Origin of the sequence: Pseudomonas sp. B21-056 (assembly GCF_026016325.1) — a bacterium.
GTDB lineage: Bacteria > Pseudomonadota > Gammaproteobacteria > Pseudomonadales > Pseudomonadaceae > Aquipseudomonas.
The window spans coordinates 1611072-1623898 of the sequence record NZ_CP087203.1 but is presented as its reverse complement, the minus strand read 5'-3'; the positions used below and the strand labels follow the sequence as shown (position 1 = coordinate 1623898).

The window sequence follows — 12827 nt, the reverse complement described above, 5'->3', positions numbered from 1 at the left end:
CTCGTTTCGGATGGCGGCGAAGATAGCGGTTTTTGCCGGATCCGTGAAAGGCAACACTGACTGTTTACGTGATGGCGTTTATCCTCAAGCCCACTTCAACAGGAAACTTCATCCACCGCCGGCGCGCGAACCAGGCGTTGCTGCCGATCATTGGCTGCACGCTGAAGCACCCGGGTCACGGCCTGGAAGTTCGCCGGTTTGGTCAGAATGTCATCGGCACCGGCAGCCCTGAAACGTTCGACCTCGTGGGAGAAAACACTCGCGGTAAAAGCGACGATGTAACAAGTATTTCCCTGCGGCAGTTCACGGATCCTACGGATCGCTTCCACCCCATCCATGACAGGCATGTTGATGTCCATGAGAATGACCTCTGGCGTAGAAGTCGCACACCGACTGACCGCCTCCAGGCCATCGGCTGCAAGAGCAGCGTCATACCCCAGCGCTTCCAGCATCCCCATGGCAACTTTCTGATTCACTGGATGGTTCTCCACCAGCAGGATATCCAGCGGATAATGCTTGGCAAAAGACCAGTCGAAACCCACCGCTGCATGATCATCATCCAAAGGGATTTCCGAACCTCGGAAATGCGCCGTGGGGAGCGAGAAGGAGAACGTCGAACCCACACCCGATTGGCTGGTAAAAGATAAAGTGCCCTGCTGTGCTTCGACCAATTTCTTGCAGATTGAAAGACCGAGACCACTCCCGGTAAAACGTTGACTGGCTTGCCCTTTAAGCTGAACAAAGGGCTCGAACAGAGTGTCTTGCCGCTCTTCGGGAATGCCTATACCGGTATCGCGTATGGAAAAGTCGAGCCGGGCGCCGGAGCCGTGATCGCTTGTCGTGACCATGAGCGATACCTTTCCGGTTTCGGTGAACTTGATCGCGTTGCCCAGCAAATTGATCAGTATCTGACGCAGACAGTCGATATCGGTTTTAACCCAGCGGGGTACGAGGGGTAAAACGTGAGCTTCAATGACTATCGGCTTGTCCTTGATGTTCTGCTGGATGATTTCGATGCTGGATGAAACCAGCGTTCGCAATTCAAATACGCGAGGCTTCAACTCAAGTTTGCCCGCTTCGATTTTTGCGAGATCGAGAACGTTGTCAATCAGTGACAGCAAGCTTCGTCCGCTGGTTTGAATCGTCTTCAGGAGACTGCTCTGCTCGACGGTCAGGGACGAGCGTGTCAGCAACTCGGTTGCGCCAATGACACCGTGCATGGGAGTACGGATCTCATGACTCATGGTGGCTAAAAACCTGGTTTTTGAACGGTCTGCCTCCTCGGCGGCATTTTTTGCATCGTTCAACATCCGCTCGTTTGTTTGCAGTTGCTGGAGATGAGCACGGGTGCGGAACAGGCTGAACGCGAGGAAAACCAGAATGGCAAGAAGGATATGGTGCAGCGAGTCCTGATTGAGTTGGTGGTAGTAATCCGCCAACGTCATCTCCGCCCCCGCCACATAAACCGTACCGTCCTTCGACTTCATTGGAACGAAGACGGCGCGAAAGTCCCCCCAATGATCCGAGTAGTCGATCCAGGTGGGTTCGGTGCGCTCAAAGCTGTCGAGTAAAGTCTGGCTGGCATCGGGGTAAGGATCGAAGAAACGCACGAAGTTGTTTTCCTCGATTTCTTTCTTCGATGCGCTGGAACTGATCAGATACGCCTTTCCATCACGCTTGATCACGCTGTAGACAAACGCGGTACCCATTGACTCGTTGAAACTGGAAAGCCGCTGAATGGCGTCCCAGTCTTGCACCTGGGATTTGGATTGTTTGTCGATCAGATTGTCATGATAACCATCACCGAGGATGGCCGAAGCACCTAACGCGGCATGCAGCAGCTTGTTATTGATATTGTCAGTCAGGATTCCCTGGGTCTCGACGTAGAGGTAGTAGATATAGCCACTGACTCCCACGATGTAGACCAAAAGTAACGCCCATGTTTTCCGTCTGAGTTTGAACATCTTTCACAGCCTCCATACTGTCCGCCCAGCATAGAGTGAAGATTGGTTAAAAACCATTCTCAAAAAAAAGCCCGATCTCGCCAATGCGTTCAATCGGGCTACAGCACTCAGGAGCATAAAGTGCAAAGGGAGGTTCGTTGCACGAAACGGTTGGGAGCGAATCGCCGAGCCACTAGACCACCCGACGATTACCCGAGGATTAACGGATCAGGCGACCTGGGACAGTTTGGCGTTGGCCTGATTCAAGCCCTTCTCCTGGAAGTCACCGCCCAGGTTCATGCCTTCGGCATGGATGAAGGTCACGTCGTGGATCCCGATGAAGCCCATGACCTGGCGCAGGTAGGGTTCCTGGTGATCGGAACTGCCGCCGGCGTGGATGCCGCCGCGAGCGGTCAGCACGAAGGCCCGTTTGCCGGTCAGCAGGCCTTGAGGGCCGGTGGGGGTGTACTTGAAGGTCACGCCGGCACGCAGCACGTGGTCGAGCCAGGCTTTCAAGGTGCTGGGGATGGCGAAGTTGTACATCGGCGCGGCCATCACCAGCACGTCGGCGGCGAGCAACTCATCGGTCAGTTGGTTGGAGCGCTCAAGCGAAGCGTTCTCGATGTCGTTGCGCTGCTCGGCAGGCTTCATCCAGCCACCCAACAGGTTGGCGTCCAGATGGGGCACCGCATTGACGGCAAGGTCGCGGACATTGATTTCATCAGCCGGGTGCGCGGCTTTCCACTGCTTGATGAACGTCTGGGTCAGTTGACGGGAAACCGAGTCTTGCTGGCGGGCACTGCTTTCAATGATCAGAACGCGGGACATGGGATGTAGGCTCCATCTGAATGTGTTGTCAGTCGATGGAGCAGAGAGTAATAGGGACTATATCGATGAAAAAGCGCAAATATTTGCTGCAAAGCATCGATAAATTCGTTTATAAGCTGAACCAGCGTCCCAGTTTCGAATTACTTCGGCTTACAGGTCAGCTCGATGCGCAACTTGATGATGTTGCGGTTGAACTTGGCGGTAGCGTTCTTGAACTTGCCCGCGGCCACCTCGATCTTGCGGGTGCGAGGCGCTTCCGGACCGTTGCGGAACACCACGGTGCAGGCCGCGTCGGTGCTGCCGTAGTTGTTGACCTGGATGGAGCCGATGTCGGCGTCGGTGTCGTAGGCGGTGTAGTCGATGCTCAGGCCCTCGAGGTGTTTTTCCACATCGATCGGGTACGCAAACGCAGTCAGCGGCAACAGGGCCAGCACTGCACAACAGATTTTCTTCATTCGGCTGTCTCCACCAAGGGACCGCCAGCTTAGGACAAGAGGAGCTCAATATGAAAGCGCCCCGCGTGACCCTTGATCAATGGCGAACGTTGCAGGCCGTGGTGGACCACGGCGGTTTCGCCCAGGCCGCCGACGTGTTGCACCGCTCCCAGTCATCGGTGAGCTACACCGTGGCCCGCATGCAGGATCAGCTCGGCGTGCCCTTGCTGCGCATTGATGGGCGCAAGGCGGTGCTGACCGAAGCCGGCGGCGTGCTGCTGCGGCGTTCCCGGCAACTGGTGAAACAGGCCAGCCAACTGGAAGACCTGGCCCATCACATGGAACAAGGCTGGGAAGCGGAAGTACGGCTGGTGGTCGATGCCGCGTACCCCAGCGCCCGCCTAGTCCGGGCCTTGACGGCGTTCATGCCGCAGAGCCGCGGCTGCCGGGTGCGGCTGCGTGAAGAAGTGTTATCGGGCGTGGAAGAGGTGCTGCTCGAAGGCGTGGCCGACCTGGCCATCAGTGGCTTCAGTATCCCCGGCTACCTCGGCGCTGAGCTGAGCGACGTGGAGTTCGTCGCGGTGGCTCACCCCGAACACGCGTTGCATCGACTCAATCGCGAACTGACGTTCCAGGACCTGGAAAGCCAGCTGCAGGTGGTGATCCGCGACTCCGGTCGCCAGCAGCCCCGGGACGTCGGCTGGCTCGGTGCCGAGCAGCGCTGGACCGTCGGCAGCCTCGCCACCGCCGCGACCTTCGTCGGCAGCGGCCTGGGCTTCGCCTGGCTGCCCCGGCACATGATCGAGCGGGAACTGCGGGAAGGCACGCTCAAGCGGCTACCCTTGGATCAGGGGGGCAGCCGCAACCCGAGTTTTTACCTGTACTCGAACAAGGAAAAACCCCTGGGCCCGGCCACGCAGATCCTCATCGAACTGCTGCGCACCTTTGACACCGCGCCGCTGGATGCGCCGTTCGCCGCTCCTGAACAAGCCTGACAAGGATTTCGCCGATGGCCTATTTCGCACACGAAGATTGCAACCTGCACTACGAGGAATACGGCCACGGCGCGCCTCTGGTGCTGGTCCACGGGCTGGGCTCGAGCACCCAGGATTGGGAAAAACAGATCCCGGTGCTGTCCGCCCATTACCGCCTGATCGTGGTGGATGTGCGCGGCCACGGACGCTCCGACAAACCCCGCGGCCCCTACAGCATCGAAGGCTTCAGCGCCGACCTGCTCGCCCTGATCGAACACCTGGACCTGGGCCCGGTGCACTTGGTGGGCTGGTCCATGGGCGGCATGATCGCTTTCCAGTTGGCGGTGGATGAGCCGGGGCGGGTCAAGAGTCTGTGCATCGTCAACAGCGCGCCACAAGTCAAGATCCGCACCCTGGACGACTGCTGGCAATGGTTCAAACGCTGGAGCCTGATGCGTATCCTCAGCCTGGAAACCATCGGCAAGGCCCTGGGAGCCAAGCTGTTTCCCAAGCCCGAACAAGCGGATTTACGCTTTGAAATGGCCCGGCGCTGGGCAAAAAACGACAAACATGCTTATCTCGCCAGCTTCGATGCCGTCGTGGGCTGGGGTGTCCAGGAACGACTCTCGCAGATAGCCTGTCCAACCCTGGTCATCTGCGCCGACCACGACTACACCCCGGTGGCACTGAAGCAAGCCTATGTAAAACTGCTGCCCGATGCACGGCTGGTGGTCTTCACCGATTCAAGGCACGCTACCCCGTTGGACCAACCCGAACGCTTCAACCAAACCCTGCTCGACTTTTTGATCGCAATCGACTCCACCACTCAGGATCAATGAACCCATGCTGAAAAAGATCGCCCTCGCCGCCGGCTCCGTTCTGTTTGCCGCCAACCTGATGGCCGCACCTGCGCCCCACGTGTTGCTGGACACCACCAACGGCCAGATCGAAATCGAACTGGACCCGGTCAAGGCCCCCATCAGTACCAAGAACTTTCTCGAGTACGTGGACAGCGGTTTCTACAACAACACGATTTTCCACCGTGTGATCCCGGGCTTCATGGCCCAGGGCGGCGGCTTCACCCAGCAGATGCAACAGAAAGACACCAAGGCGCCGATCAAGAACGAAGCCAGCAACGGCCTGCACAACGTTCGCGGCACCTTGTCGATGGCCCGCACCTCCGATCCGAACTCGGCCACCAGCCAGTTTTTCATCAACGTCGCCGACAACGCGTTCCTCGACCCGGGCCGTGACGCCGGTTACGCCGTGTTCGCCAAAGTGGTCAAGGGCATGGACGTCGTGGACATCATCGTCAACTCCCAGAGCACCACCAAACAAGGCATGCAAAACGTGCCGATCGACCCTGTGATCATCAAGTCGGCCAAGCGTATCGACTGAAGGTACAGGGCAAGCCTGAGCGGCGACGGCGATCCCGCGCCGCTCACAGCAGAAAAGGAGAGCCCCGCCCGGGCTGCTTAACATGGTTTATCGCCGTTTCGAAAAACTGATCGACATCTTCCGCGACGCCCCAAGCTCGGCCCCGCCGAACCGCGTCCTGCCCTTCTACACGTATTACCTGAAACAAGTCTGGCCAAGCTTCGCCGCCCTGCTGGTGGTGGGCCTGATCGGCGCACTGATCGAAGTGGCGCTGTTCAGTTACCTGAGCCGCATCATCGACCTGGCCCAAGGCACGCCCAACGTCGACTTCTTCAAGATCCATGGCCTGGAACTGGCGTGGATGGCGGTGGTGGCGCTGGTTTTCCGGCCGATCTTCGTGGCCCTGCATGACCTGCTGGTGCACCAGACCCTGAGCCCCGGCATGACCAGCCTGATCCGCTGGCAGAACCACAGCTACGTGCTCAAGCAGAGCCTGAATTTCTTCCAGAACGACTTCGCCGGGCGCATCGCCCAACGCATCATGCAGACTGGTAACTCCCTGCGTGACTCGGCGGTGCAGGCCGTGGACGCGCTGTGGCATGTGCTGATCTATGCCATCAGCTCGCTGGTGCTGTTCGCCGAAGCCGATTGGCGCCTGATGATCCCCCTGCTGCTGTGGATCGCCGCCTACATCGGCGCGCTCTGTTACTTCGTGCCACGGGTCAAGGAACGCTCGGTGGTGTCATCCGATGCCCGCTCCAAGCTCATGGGCCGGATCGTCGACGGCTACACCAACATCACCACCCTGAAGCTGTTCGCCCACACCCACTTCGAACAGCAATACGCCCGCGAGGCGATCCAGGAGCAGACCGAAAAAGCCCAACTGGCCGGCCGCGTGGTGACCAGCATGGACGTGGTCATCACCAGCCTGAACGGCCTGCTGATCGTCGGCACCACCGGCCTGGCGCTGTGGCTGTGGACCCAGTCGTTGATCAGTGTCGGTGCCATTGCCCTGGCGACCGGGCTGGTGATCCGTATCGTCAACATGTCCGGCTGGATCATGTGGGTGGTCAACGGCATCTTCGAAAACATCGGCATGGTCCAGGACGGCCTCCAGACCATTGCCCAACCGGTCAGCGTCACCGACCGCGAGCACGCCAGGCCATTGGCCGTGGCCCGGGGCGAAGTGCGTTTCGAGCATGTGGACTTCCACTACGGCAAGAAGAGCGGGGTGATCGGTGACCTGAACCTGACCATCAGGGCCGGCGAGAAGATCGGCCTGATCGGTCCTTCCGGCGCGGGGAAATCCACCCTGGTCAACCTGCTGCTGCGTCTTTATGACGTCGAGGGCGGGCGGATCCTCATCGATGGCCAGGACATTGCCGAGGTGAGCCAGGAGAGCCTGCGCGAGCGGATCGGCATGATCACCCAGGACACCTCGCTGCTGCACCGTTCGATTCGCGACAATCTGCTTTACGGCAAGCCGGGCGCCACCGACCAGCAGCTCTGGGAAGCCGTGCGCAAAGCCCGTGCCGATGAGTTCATCCCGCTGCTGTCGGACGCCCAGGGCCGCACCGGTTTCGACGCCCACGTGGGTGAACGCGGCGTGAAACTCTCCGGCGGCCAGCGCCAACGTATCGCCATTGCCCGGGTACTGCTCAAGGATGCGCCGATCCTGATCATGGACGAAGCGACGTCAGCCCTCGACTCGGAAGTGGAGGCAGCGATCCAGGAAAGCCTCGAGACGCTGATGCAGGGCAAGACCGTGATCGCCATCGCCCACCGCCTCTCGACCATCGCCCGGATGGACCGGCTGGTGGTGCTGGAAAACGGCCACATCGCCGAAACCGGCAGCCACACCGAACTGCTGGCCCATGGCGGGTTGTATGCGCGGTTGTGGCAGCATCAGACGGGAGGGTTTGTGGGGATTGACTAGGACCTGACTCAACCCTACTTGTGGCGAGGGGATTTATCCCCGCTGGGCTGCGCAGCAGCCCTAAAGCCTGACACCTCGGTGTATCAGGCAGATTGAGTCGGACTCTCTTGGGGCTGCTTCGCAGCCCAGCGGGGATAAATCCCCTCGCCACAGAGGATCGGCGTCAGCCTGCCCGCCTCAACACTGCCGATACGGCAACGCCGCCCTCGCCTCTTCGGCATACGCCAACACCCCCTCCTGTTCCCGGCCGAGGAAATCCGCCACCGCCGCTTTCAGCCCAGGATGGCGCAGGTAATGCCACGACCGGGTAATCACCGGCTCGAACCCACGAATCAATTTGTGCTCGCCCTGGGCGCCGGCATCAAAACGCTGCAAGCCCTGGGCGATCGCGTAGTCCATGCCCTGGTAGAAACAGGTTTCAAAGTGCAGGCGGTCGAATTCTGCCAGGCAGCCCCAGTAACGCCCGTAGAAACTGTCGCCCCCCACCAAACTGAACGCCATCGCCACCGGCCGTGAACCTTGCCTGGCGAGCACCACGCGAATGGCCTCGGGCATGCGTTCGGCCAGCAGGCTGAAAAATTCCCGGGGCAGGTACGGTGCCTGTCGGCGCACGGCGTAGGTATTGGCGTAGCAGGCATAGACAAAATCCCACTGCGCCTCGTCCAGTTGATGCCCCTCGAACCATTCGAAGTCGATGCCCTGCCCGGCCACCTGTTCGCGCTCCTTGCGCATCTGCTTGCGCTTGCGGGAACTGAGCACGTCGAGAAAATCCTGGAAGTCCCGATAGTCGCGATTGTGCCAGTGGTATTGGCAGCCGATCCGCTGCAGCCAGCCCTCATGCCCGGCCAGCGCCGCGTCGGTGGAAGGATCCGTGAAGTTGATGTGGGCGCTGGAAAGCCCTTCGATTTCCAGGTAGCCCGGTACACTCTTGAGCAACTCGAAACCGTCTTCGACCGTGGCTGCGAGCAGACGCGGCCCGCTGACAGGGCTGAACGGCACGGCGGTCAGCAGTTTCGGGTAATAGTCGATCCCGGCGCGCTCGCAAGCATCGGCCCAGCCATGATCGAACACGTACTCGCCGTAGGAATGCCACTTGCGATAACTGGGCAACGCGGCGATCAGCCGCTCACCCTCCACATGCAGCAAATGCTCGGACTGCCAGCCGGAATGCGGGCCGACGCTGCCGCTGTCCTCCAACGCGCTGAGGAAGGCGTGGCGCAGAAACGGCTGATTCTCCGGTACCAGGGCATCCCAGGCGTGCGGGGCTATTTCAGACAGTCTGTGCAAGCGCTGCAACGGCATCGATTGTTCTCCACTTCGCGATTCAGAGCCTCGCCAGTATCGCTTATCGCCGTGAGTTCCACACCCCGCGGCGCCGGCAAGACACCGCTCAAAGAAGTTCAGAACGACACTGAATCGTCACCGGCGCGCCATCACATTGCCACTGCCTTGTCATAAACCATCGCGATACTGGCGCCTGTTTTTAGAGCGCCGGGTTCTAACCCGGTCACCGTTTCCGTCCTTCAACGGTCGGTTGTGCCCTGGATGATCCCGTCATCCTCTCTCATCCTTCGGAGATTGATATGCGTCTTGCTTCCACGAAAACTGCGGCGGCCCTGTGTGGCGGCCTGCTGCTGGCCATGAGTGTACCGGCCAGCGCCGCAGTCGACGCCAAACTGCTCGACATGCTCAAAGCCAACGGTTCGATTACCAATGCGCAGTACAGCGAACTGCAAGCCGAACTGGCCCGGGATCAGAAAGAGCAGCAAATCGCTCGTCAGGCTCAGCAGGAGACCAACGAACAGATCGCCGCGACCGCGAAGAAAGCCAACGAGCTGAGCACTTTCGACCAGAAACTGGCTTGGGCGGCCAAGACCCAGTTCAAAGGCGACGTGCGTTTCCGCCAGGAAACCGTGAAGAACGACGGCGTTTCGAACACCGGTGACCAGGATCGCCAACGTATCCGGGTTCGCCTGGGTGCCTACAGCGAAATCAACCCGCAGGTGGACACCGGCATCCGCATCGCCACTGGCAGCGACAACGATTCGCGCTCTACCAACCAGAGCCTGGACAACAACTTCACCAAGAAAGACCTGTGGCTGGACCAGGGTTACGTCGACTACCACCCGGACGCCGTCAAGAACCTGCACCTCGTTGCCGGCAAGATGCCGCAGCAATGGGTGAGCATGGGCGACATCATCTGGGACAGCGACATCAGCCCTGAAGGTCTGTCGGCTTCCTACAAATACCCGCTGGGCGCCAGTACCGAGCTGTTCGGCAGCGCCGGCCACTACACCCTCAAGGACAACGTGGACGGCGAAGGCAAGCAGTTCCGTCATGACCTGCGTCTGTACGCAGGCCAGTTGGGCGCTCGCTTCGCGATCACCGACAACCTGAAAATGACCCTGGGTGGCAGTCTCTACGCCTACGACAACGACAACGACATCAACAACACCTGCTCGGCCAACACCTGCCGCCTGGCCATCAACGGCAACAGCGCCAACGAACAGTTCAAGCTGTACGAAGGCTTTGGTCAGCTCGATATCGGCGGCCTGCCCATGCCCCTGTCGCTGTACGGCCAGGTGGTCAACAACAAGGACGCCAGCAACGATCAGGACATGGGCTGGCTGGTGGGTGCCAAGACCAAGGTCTTCGGCTTCGGCCTGGATTACAACTATCGCGACGTACAGCGTAACGCCGTGGTCGGTGCCTTCACCGACTCCGACTTCGCCAACGGTTTCACTGGTTCGCGTGGCAGCAAGCTGAAAGCGAGCTACGAACTGGACAAGAACTTCTCGCTGGGCGCGACGTACTTCATGGCTGACTCCGACTACACCAACGCCACTTTGAAGGACTCGAAAATCAACACCCTGCAGTTGGATGCCGAAGCGAAGTTCTGATTACCGTCCTACACGTCGGGCAAGGAAGCCCGACGCGCATCTTATGCCTGGCAACGCCAGGCTTTTTACATTTGGCCGTCCCCCTGTGGGAGCGAGCCTGCTCGCGATAGCGGTCTGTCAATTGACAGGGTTGTCGACTGACACGGCCTCATCGCGAGCAGGCTCGCTCCCACAGGGGGGGCATGGTGCCTCATGTTTCAGCGCGAATGCCTGCGGCGCTCGGCGGCGAGTTTTTCGGCGAGGTGATCCAGGTCGGGGACGGGCGGTTCGGGGAGTTTTCTGAGGGTGGCCTGCATCAGCTTCATCTGGCGGATGAAACGCCGGCAATTGGGGCAGAACATCAGGTGATGACGCACCATCAGGCGTTCGCGAAAGCTCAGTTGGCCGTCGAGATAATCGCTGGAGCGTGCCACTTGTTCCTTGCAGGTCAGCATTCACCGGTCTCCTCGAAATGTTCCACGGTCGCGAAGACCTTCAGCCGGGCGCGATGCAACAGCACGCGTACGTTAGAGAGCGAGATGTCCAGAAGATTACAGATTTCTTCCAGCTCCAGCCCCTGGCGTTCACGCAGGGTCAACACGCTGCCTTGCAGTTCCGACAGGTTGAGCAGCGTGTGCTCGAGGCAATCGCGTAATTCGCTTTCGGTGAGCAGCGCTTCCGGTGTGTCCTGGTGCCAGGCGAACGGCGCCAGCAGCCAGTGGCCGTCGGCGGCGAAACGATCATCGCCGAGGGTGCCATGGGGCGACGGCAGGTCGTCGAGCAGCACCTCGCGACGGTTCTGCTTGTAGCGCCCCTTGGCGGCGTTGGCGGTGATGGTCAGCAGCCAGGTCTTGAGACTGGAACGGCCCTGGAAACCGCTGAGGTTGCGCACCACCGACAGCCAGGCATCCTGCACCACTTCGTCGGCATGGCGGCTGCCGACGATGGCATAGGCGACCGCGCGCATCGGGCTCTGGTACGTGCTGACCAGTTCCTTGTAGGCGCGCTGCTCCCCCGCCAGCAGGCGTTGGAGCAGTTGAGTGTCGTTGGTGGTGGTCATTCAACCTCTCATACGCCTGGCACCATTGTGGCGAGGGGATTTAGCGAAACGTCGCACCGCCCCGCTGGGTTGCGAAGCGACCCTGAAAGCAGTCACTCAATTTGCCTGATACACCGCAGCGCTTGGTTTTAGGGCTGCTTCGCAACCCAGCGGGGCGGTGCGACGTTTCGCTAAATCCCCTCGCCACAATAAATCCTCTAACAACCGGATCAACGCTTACGCAGAATCACGCTGCCAATCGAATACCCCGCGCCAAACGAGCTGAGTACCGCCACCGAGCCACTGGGCAAATCATCCTGGTTCAGGTGGAACGAAATCACCGAGCCCGCCGAGCTGGTGTTGGCGTAGCGGTCGAGGATCACCGGTGCTTCCTCTTCGGTGGCTTCGCGCCCCAGCAGCTTGCGCACGATCAACTGATTCATGCTCAGGTTGGCCTGGTGCAGCCAGAAGCGCTTCACTTCGCCGACGTTCAACTGGTTCTCTTCCAGGTGAGCGCCGACCAATTCGGCCACCATCGGGCAGACGTCGCGGAACACCTTGCGGCCCTCCTGGACGAACAGCTTGTCGCGGGTACCGATACCCTCTTCCGCGGCGCGGTTGAGGAAGCCGAAGTTGTTGCGGATGTTGTTGGAGAACTTGGTGAGCAGCTTGGTACTGACCACGTCGAACTGGTACGGCGAAGTCGCCAGGTCCGCCCGCTCGATGATCACGGCGGTGGCCGCGTCGCCGAAGATGAAGTGGCTGTCGCGGTCACGGAAGTTCAGGTGGCCGGTGCACACTTCGGGGTTGACCATCAGGATCGCCCGGGCCTGGCCTAGTTGCACGCTGTTGGCCGCGGCCTGGATGCCGAACGTCGCCGAGGAACAGGCCACGTTCATGTCGAAGCCGAACCCTTCGATGCCCAGGGCTTCCTGGACCTCGATGGCAATGGCCGGGTACGCGCGCTGCAGGTTGGAGCAGGCGACGATCACCCCGTCGATGTCGGCGACGGTACGGCCGGCACGCTCCAGCGCTTGTTTCGCGGCACCGATGGCCATTTCGCAGAGCACCGACCACTGCTCATTGGAGCGCTCGGGCAAGCGTGGCGTCATGCGTTGCGGGTCAAGAATGCCGTCCTTGTCCATGACAAAGCGGCTCTTGATGCCGGAGGCCTTTTCGATGAACGCCGCGCTGGATTCGGTCAACGCCTCTACTTCACCGCGCTCGATGGCGTCGGCGTTGTCGGCATTGAACTGCGCGACGTAGGCGTTGAAGGATTGCACCAGCTCTTCATTGGAAATGCTGTTGGCCGGGGTATACAGGCCGGTGCCACTGATGACGACGTTATGCATGGTCGTGTCTCTGATCTGTTCAGGCAGAAAGCATTGGTACCGACGTACCAATACGCAAAGGGTCT

12 protein-coding genes are annotated in these 12827 nt (G+C 60.1%); 5 read left to right on the top strand and 7 right to left on the bottom strand.

Annotated features, from left to right (window positions below):
* Nucleotides 1-95: 95 nt before the first annotated feature.
* The 3 genes from LOY67_RS07290 to LOY67_RS07280 all read right to left on the bottom strand — a co-directional run bounded on the left by LOY67_RS07290 (nt 96) and on the right by LOY67_RS07280 (nt 3226).
* Nucleotides 96-1964 (bottom strand): ATP-binding protein, encoded by a 1869-nt coding sequence (locus LOY67_RS07290; RefSeq protein WP_265066578.1) that lies wholly within the window; start codon nt 1962-1964, stop codon nt 96-98.
* Between the two features lie 207 nt (nt 1965-2171).
* Entirely contained in the window at nt 2172-2771 is a 600-nt protein-coding gene (locus LOY67_RS07285) for an FMN-dependent NADH-azoreductase (protein WP_024780440.1), read from the bottom strand.
* 140 nt (nt 2772-2911) lie between these two features.
* Nucleotides 2912-3226: a 3-phosphoglycerate kinase gene (locus LOY67_RS07280; RefSeq protein WP_265066577.1), complete on the bottom strand. Its 315-nt coding sequence runs from the start codon at nt 3224-3226 to the stop codon at nt 2912-2914.
* Nucleotides 3227-3276: 50 nt separating this feature from the next.
* Here LOY67_RS07280 and LOY67_RS07275 point away from each other — a divergent pair, with 50 nt between their 5' ends.
* From LOY67_RS07275 to LOY67_RS07260, 4 genes are all read left to right on the top strand, one after another.
* On the top strand, nt 3277-4200 hold the full coding sequence (locus tag LOY67_RS07275; protein ID WP_258631804.1) for a LysR family transcriptional regulator: 924 nt from the start codon (nt 3277-3279) through the stop codon (nt 4198-4200).
* Nucleotides 4201-4214: 14 nt separating this feature from the next.
* Nucleotides 4215-5018, top strand: a complete 804-nt coding sequence (locus LOY67_RS07270) for an alpha/beta fold hydrolase (RefSeq protein ID WP_265066576.1) — start codon at nt 4215-4217, stop codon at nt 5016-5018.
* A 4-nt stretch (nt 5019-5022) separates the two neighbouring features.
* Nucleotides 5023-5577: a peptidylprolyl isomerase gene (locus LOY67_RS07265; RefSeq protein WP_265066575.1), complete on the top strand. Its 555-nt coding sequence runs from the start codon at nt 5023-5025 to the stop codon at nt 5575-5577.
* A gap of 82 nt (nt 5578-5659) precedes the next feature.
* Nucleotides 5660-7492: an ABC transporter ATP-binding protein gene (locus LOY67_RS07260; protein WP_265066574.1), complete on the top strand. Its 1833-nt coding sequence runs from the start codon at nt 5660-5662 to the stop codon at nt 7490-7492.
* Between the two features lie 177 nt (nt 7493-7669).
* Here LOY67_RS07260 and LOY67_RS07255 read toward each other — a convergent pair whose 3' ends face one another.
* Nucleotides 7670-8794 carry a GNAT family N-acetyltransferase gene (locus tag LOY67_RS07255; protein ID WP_265066573.1) on the bottom strand — a complete coding sequence of 375 codons (1125 nt, stop codon included), beginning with the start codon at nt 8792-8794 and terminating at the stop codon, nt 7670-7672.
* Between the two features lie 281 nt (nt 8795-9075).
* On the opposite strand from LOY67_RS07255, the gene LOY67_RS07250 reads away from it, so the two are divergent.
* Entirely contained in the window at nt 9076-10392 is a 1317-nt protein-coding gene (locus tag LOY67_RS07250) for a putative porin (protein WP_265066572.1), read from the top strand.
* A 197-nt stretch (nt 10393-10589) separates the two neighbouring features.
* On the opposite strand, the gene LOY67_RS07245 is transcribed toward LOY67_RS07250, so the two are convergent.
* From LOY67_RS07245 to LOY67_RS07235, 3 genes are all read right to left on the bottom strand, one after another.
* Entirely contained in the window at nt 10590-10826 is a 237-nt protein-coding gene (locus LOY67_RS07245) for an anti-sigma factor family protein (RefSeq protein WP_024780432.1), read from the bottom strand.
* The gene (locus LOY67_RS07240; protein ID WP_265066571.1) at nt 10820-11431 is read right to left on the bottom strand and encodes an RNA polymerase sigma factor; all 612 of its coding nucleotides are present in this window, start codon (nt 11429-11431) and stop codon (nt 10820-10822) included. Before LOY67_RS07240 ends, LOY67_RS07245 begins: the two co-directional genes overlap by 7 nt.
* Before the next feature lie 209 nt (nt 11432-11640).
* Nucleotides 11641-12762 carry a beta-ketoacyl-ACP synthase III gene (locus LOY67_RS07235; RefSeq protein ID WP_265066570.1) on the bottom strand — a complete coding sequence of 374 codons (1122 nt, stop codon included), beginning with the start codon at nt 12760-12762 and terminating at the stop codon, nt 11641-11643.
* Between the last annotated feature and the right edge of the window lie 65 nt (nt 12763-12827).

Excerpts from the sequence above, each read along its gene's own strand:
- LOY67_RS07285 (WP_024780440.1), bottom strand. The coding sequence starts at position 2,771 with ATGTCCCGCGTTCTGATCATTGAAAGCAGTGCCCGCCAGCAAGACTCG.
- LOY67_RS07240 (WP_265066571.1), bottom strand. The coding sequence starts at position 11,431 with ATGACCACCACCAACGACACTCAACTGCTCCAACGCCTGCTGGCGGGG.
- LOY67_RS07265 (WP_265066575.1), top strand. The coding sequence starts at position 5,023 with ATGCTGAAAAAGATCGCCCTCGCCGCCGGCTCCGTTCTGTTTGCCGCC.
- LOY67_RS07235 (WP_265066570.1), bottom strand. The coding sequence starts at position 12,762 with ATGCATAACGTCGTCATCAGTGGCACCGGCCTGTATACCCCGGCCAAC.
- LOY67_RS07270 (WP_265066576.1), top strand. The coding sequence starts at position 4,215 with ATGGCCTATTTCGCACACGAAGATTGCAACCTGCACTACGAGGAATAC.
- LOY67_RS07260 (WP_265066574.1), top strand. The coding sequence starts at position 5,660 with ATGGTTTATCGCCGTTTCGAAAAACTGATCGACATCTTCCGCGACGCC.
- LOY67_RS07275 (WP_258631804.1), top strand. The coding sequence starts at position 3,277 with ATGAAAGCGCCCCGCGTGACCCTTGATCAATGGCGAACGTTGCAGGCC.
- LOY67_RS07245 (WP_024780432.1), bottom strand. The coding sequence starts at position 10,826 with ATGCTGACCTGCAAGGAACAAGTGGCACGCTCCAGCGATTATCTCGAC.
- LOY67_RS07290 (WP_265066578.1), bottom strand. The coding sequence starts at position 1,964 with ATGTTCAAACTCAGACGGAAAACATGGGCGTTACTTTTGGTCTACATC.
- LOY67_RS07255 (WP_265066573.1), bottom strand. The coding sequence starts at position 8,794 with ATGCCGTTGCAGCGCTTGCACAGACTGTCTGAAATAGCCCCGCACGCC.
- LOY67_RS07250 (WP_265066572.1), top strand. The coding sequence starts at position 9,076 with ATGCGTCTTGCTTCCACGAAAACTGCGGCGGCCCTGTGTGGCGGCCTG.
- LOY67_RS07280 (WP_265066577.1), bottom strand. The coding sequence starts at position 3,226 with ATGAAGAAAATCTGTTGTGCAGTGCTGGCCCTGTTGCCGCTGACTGCG.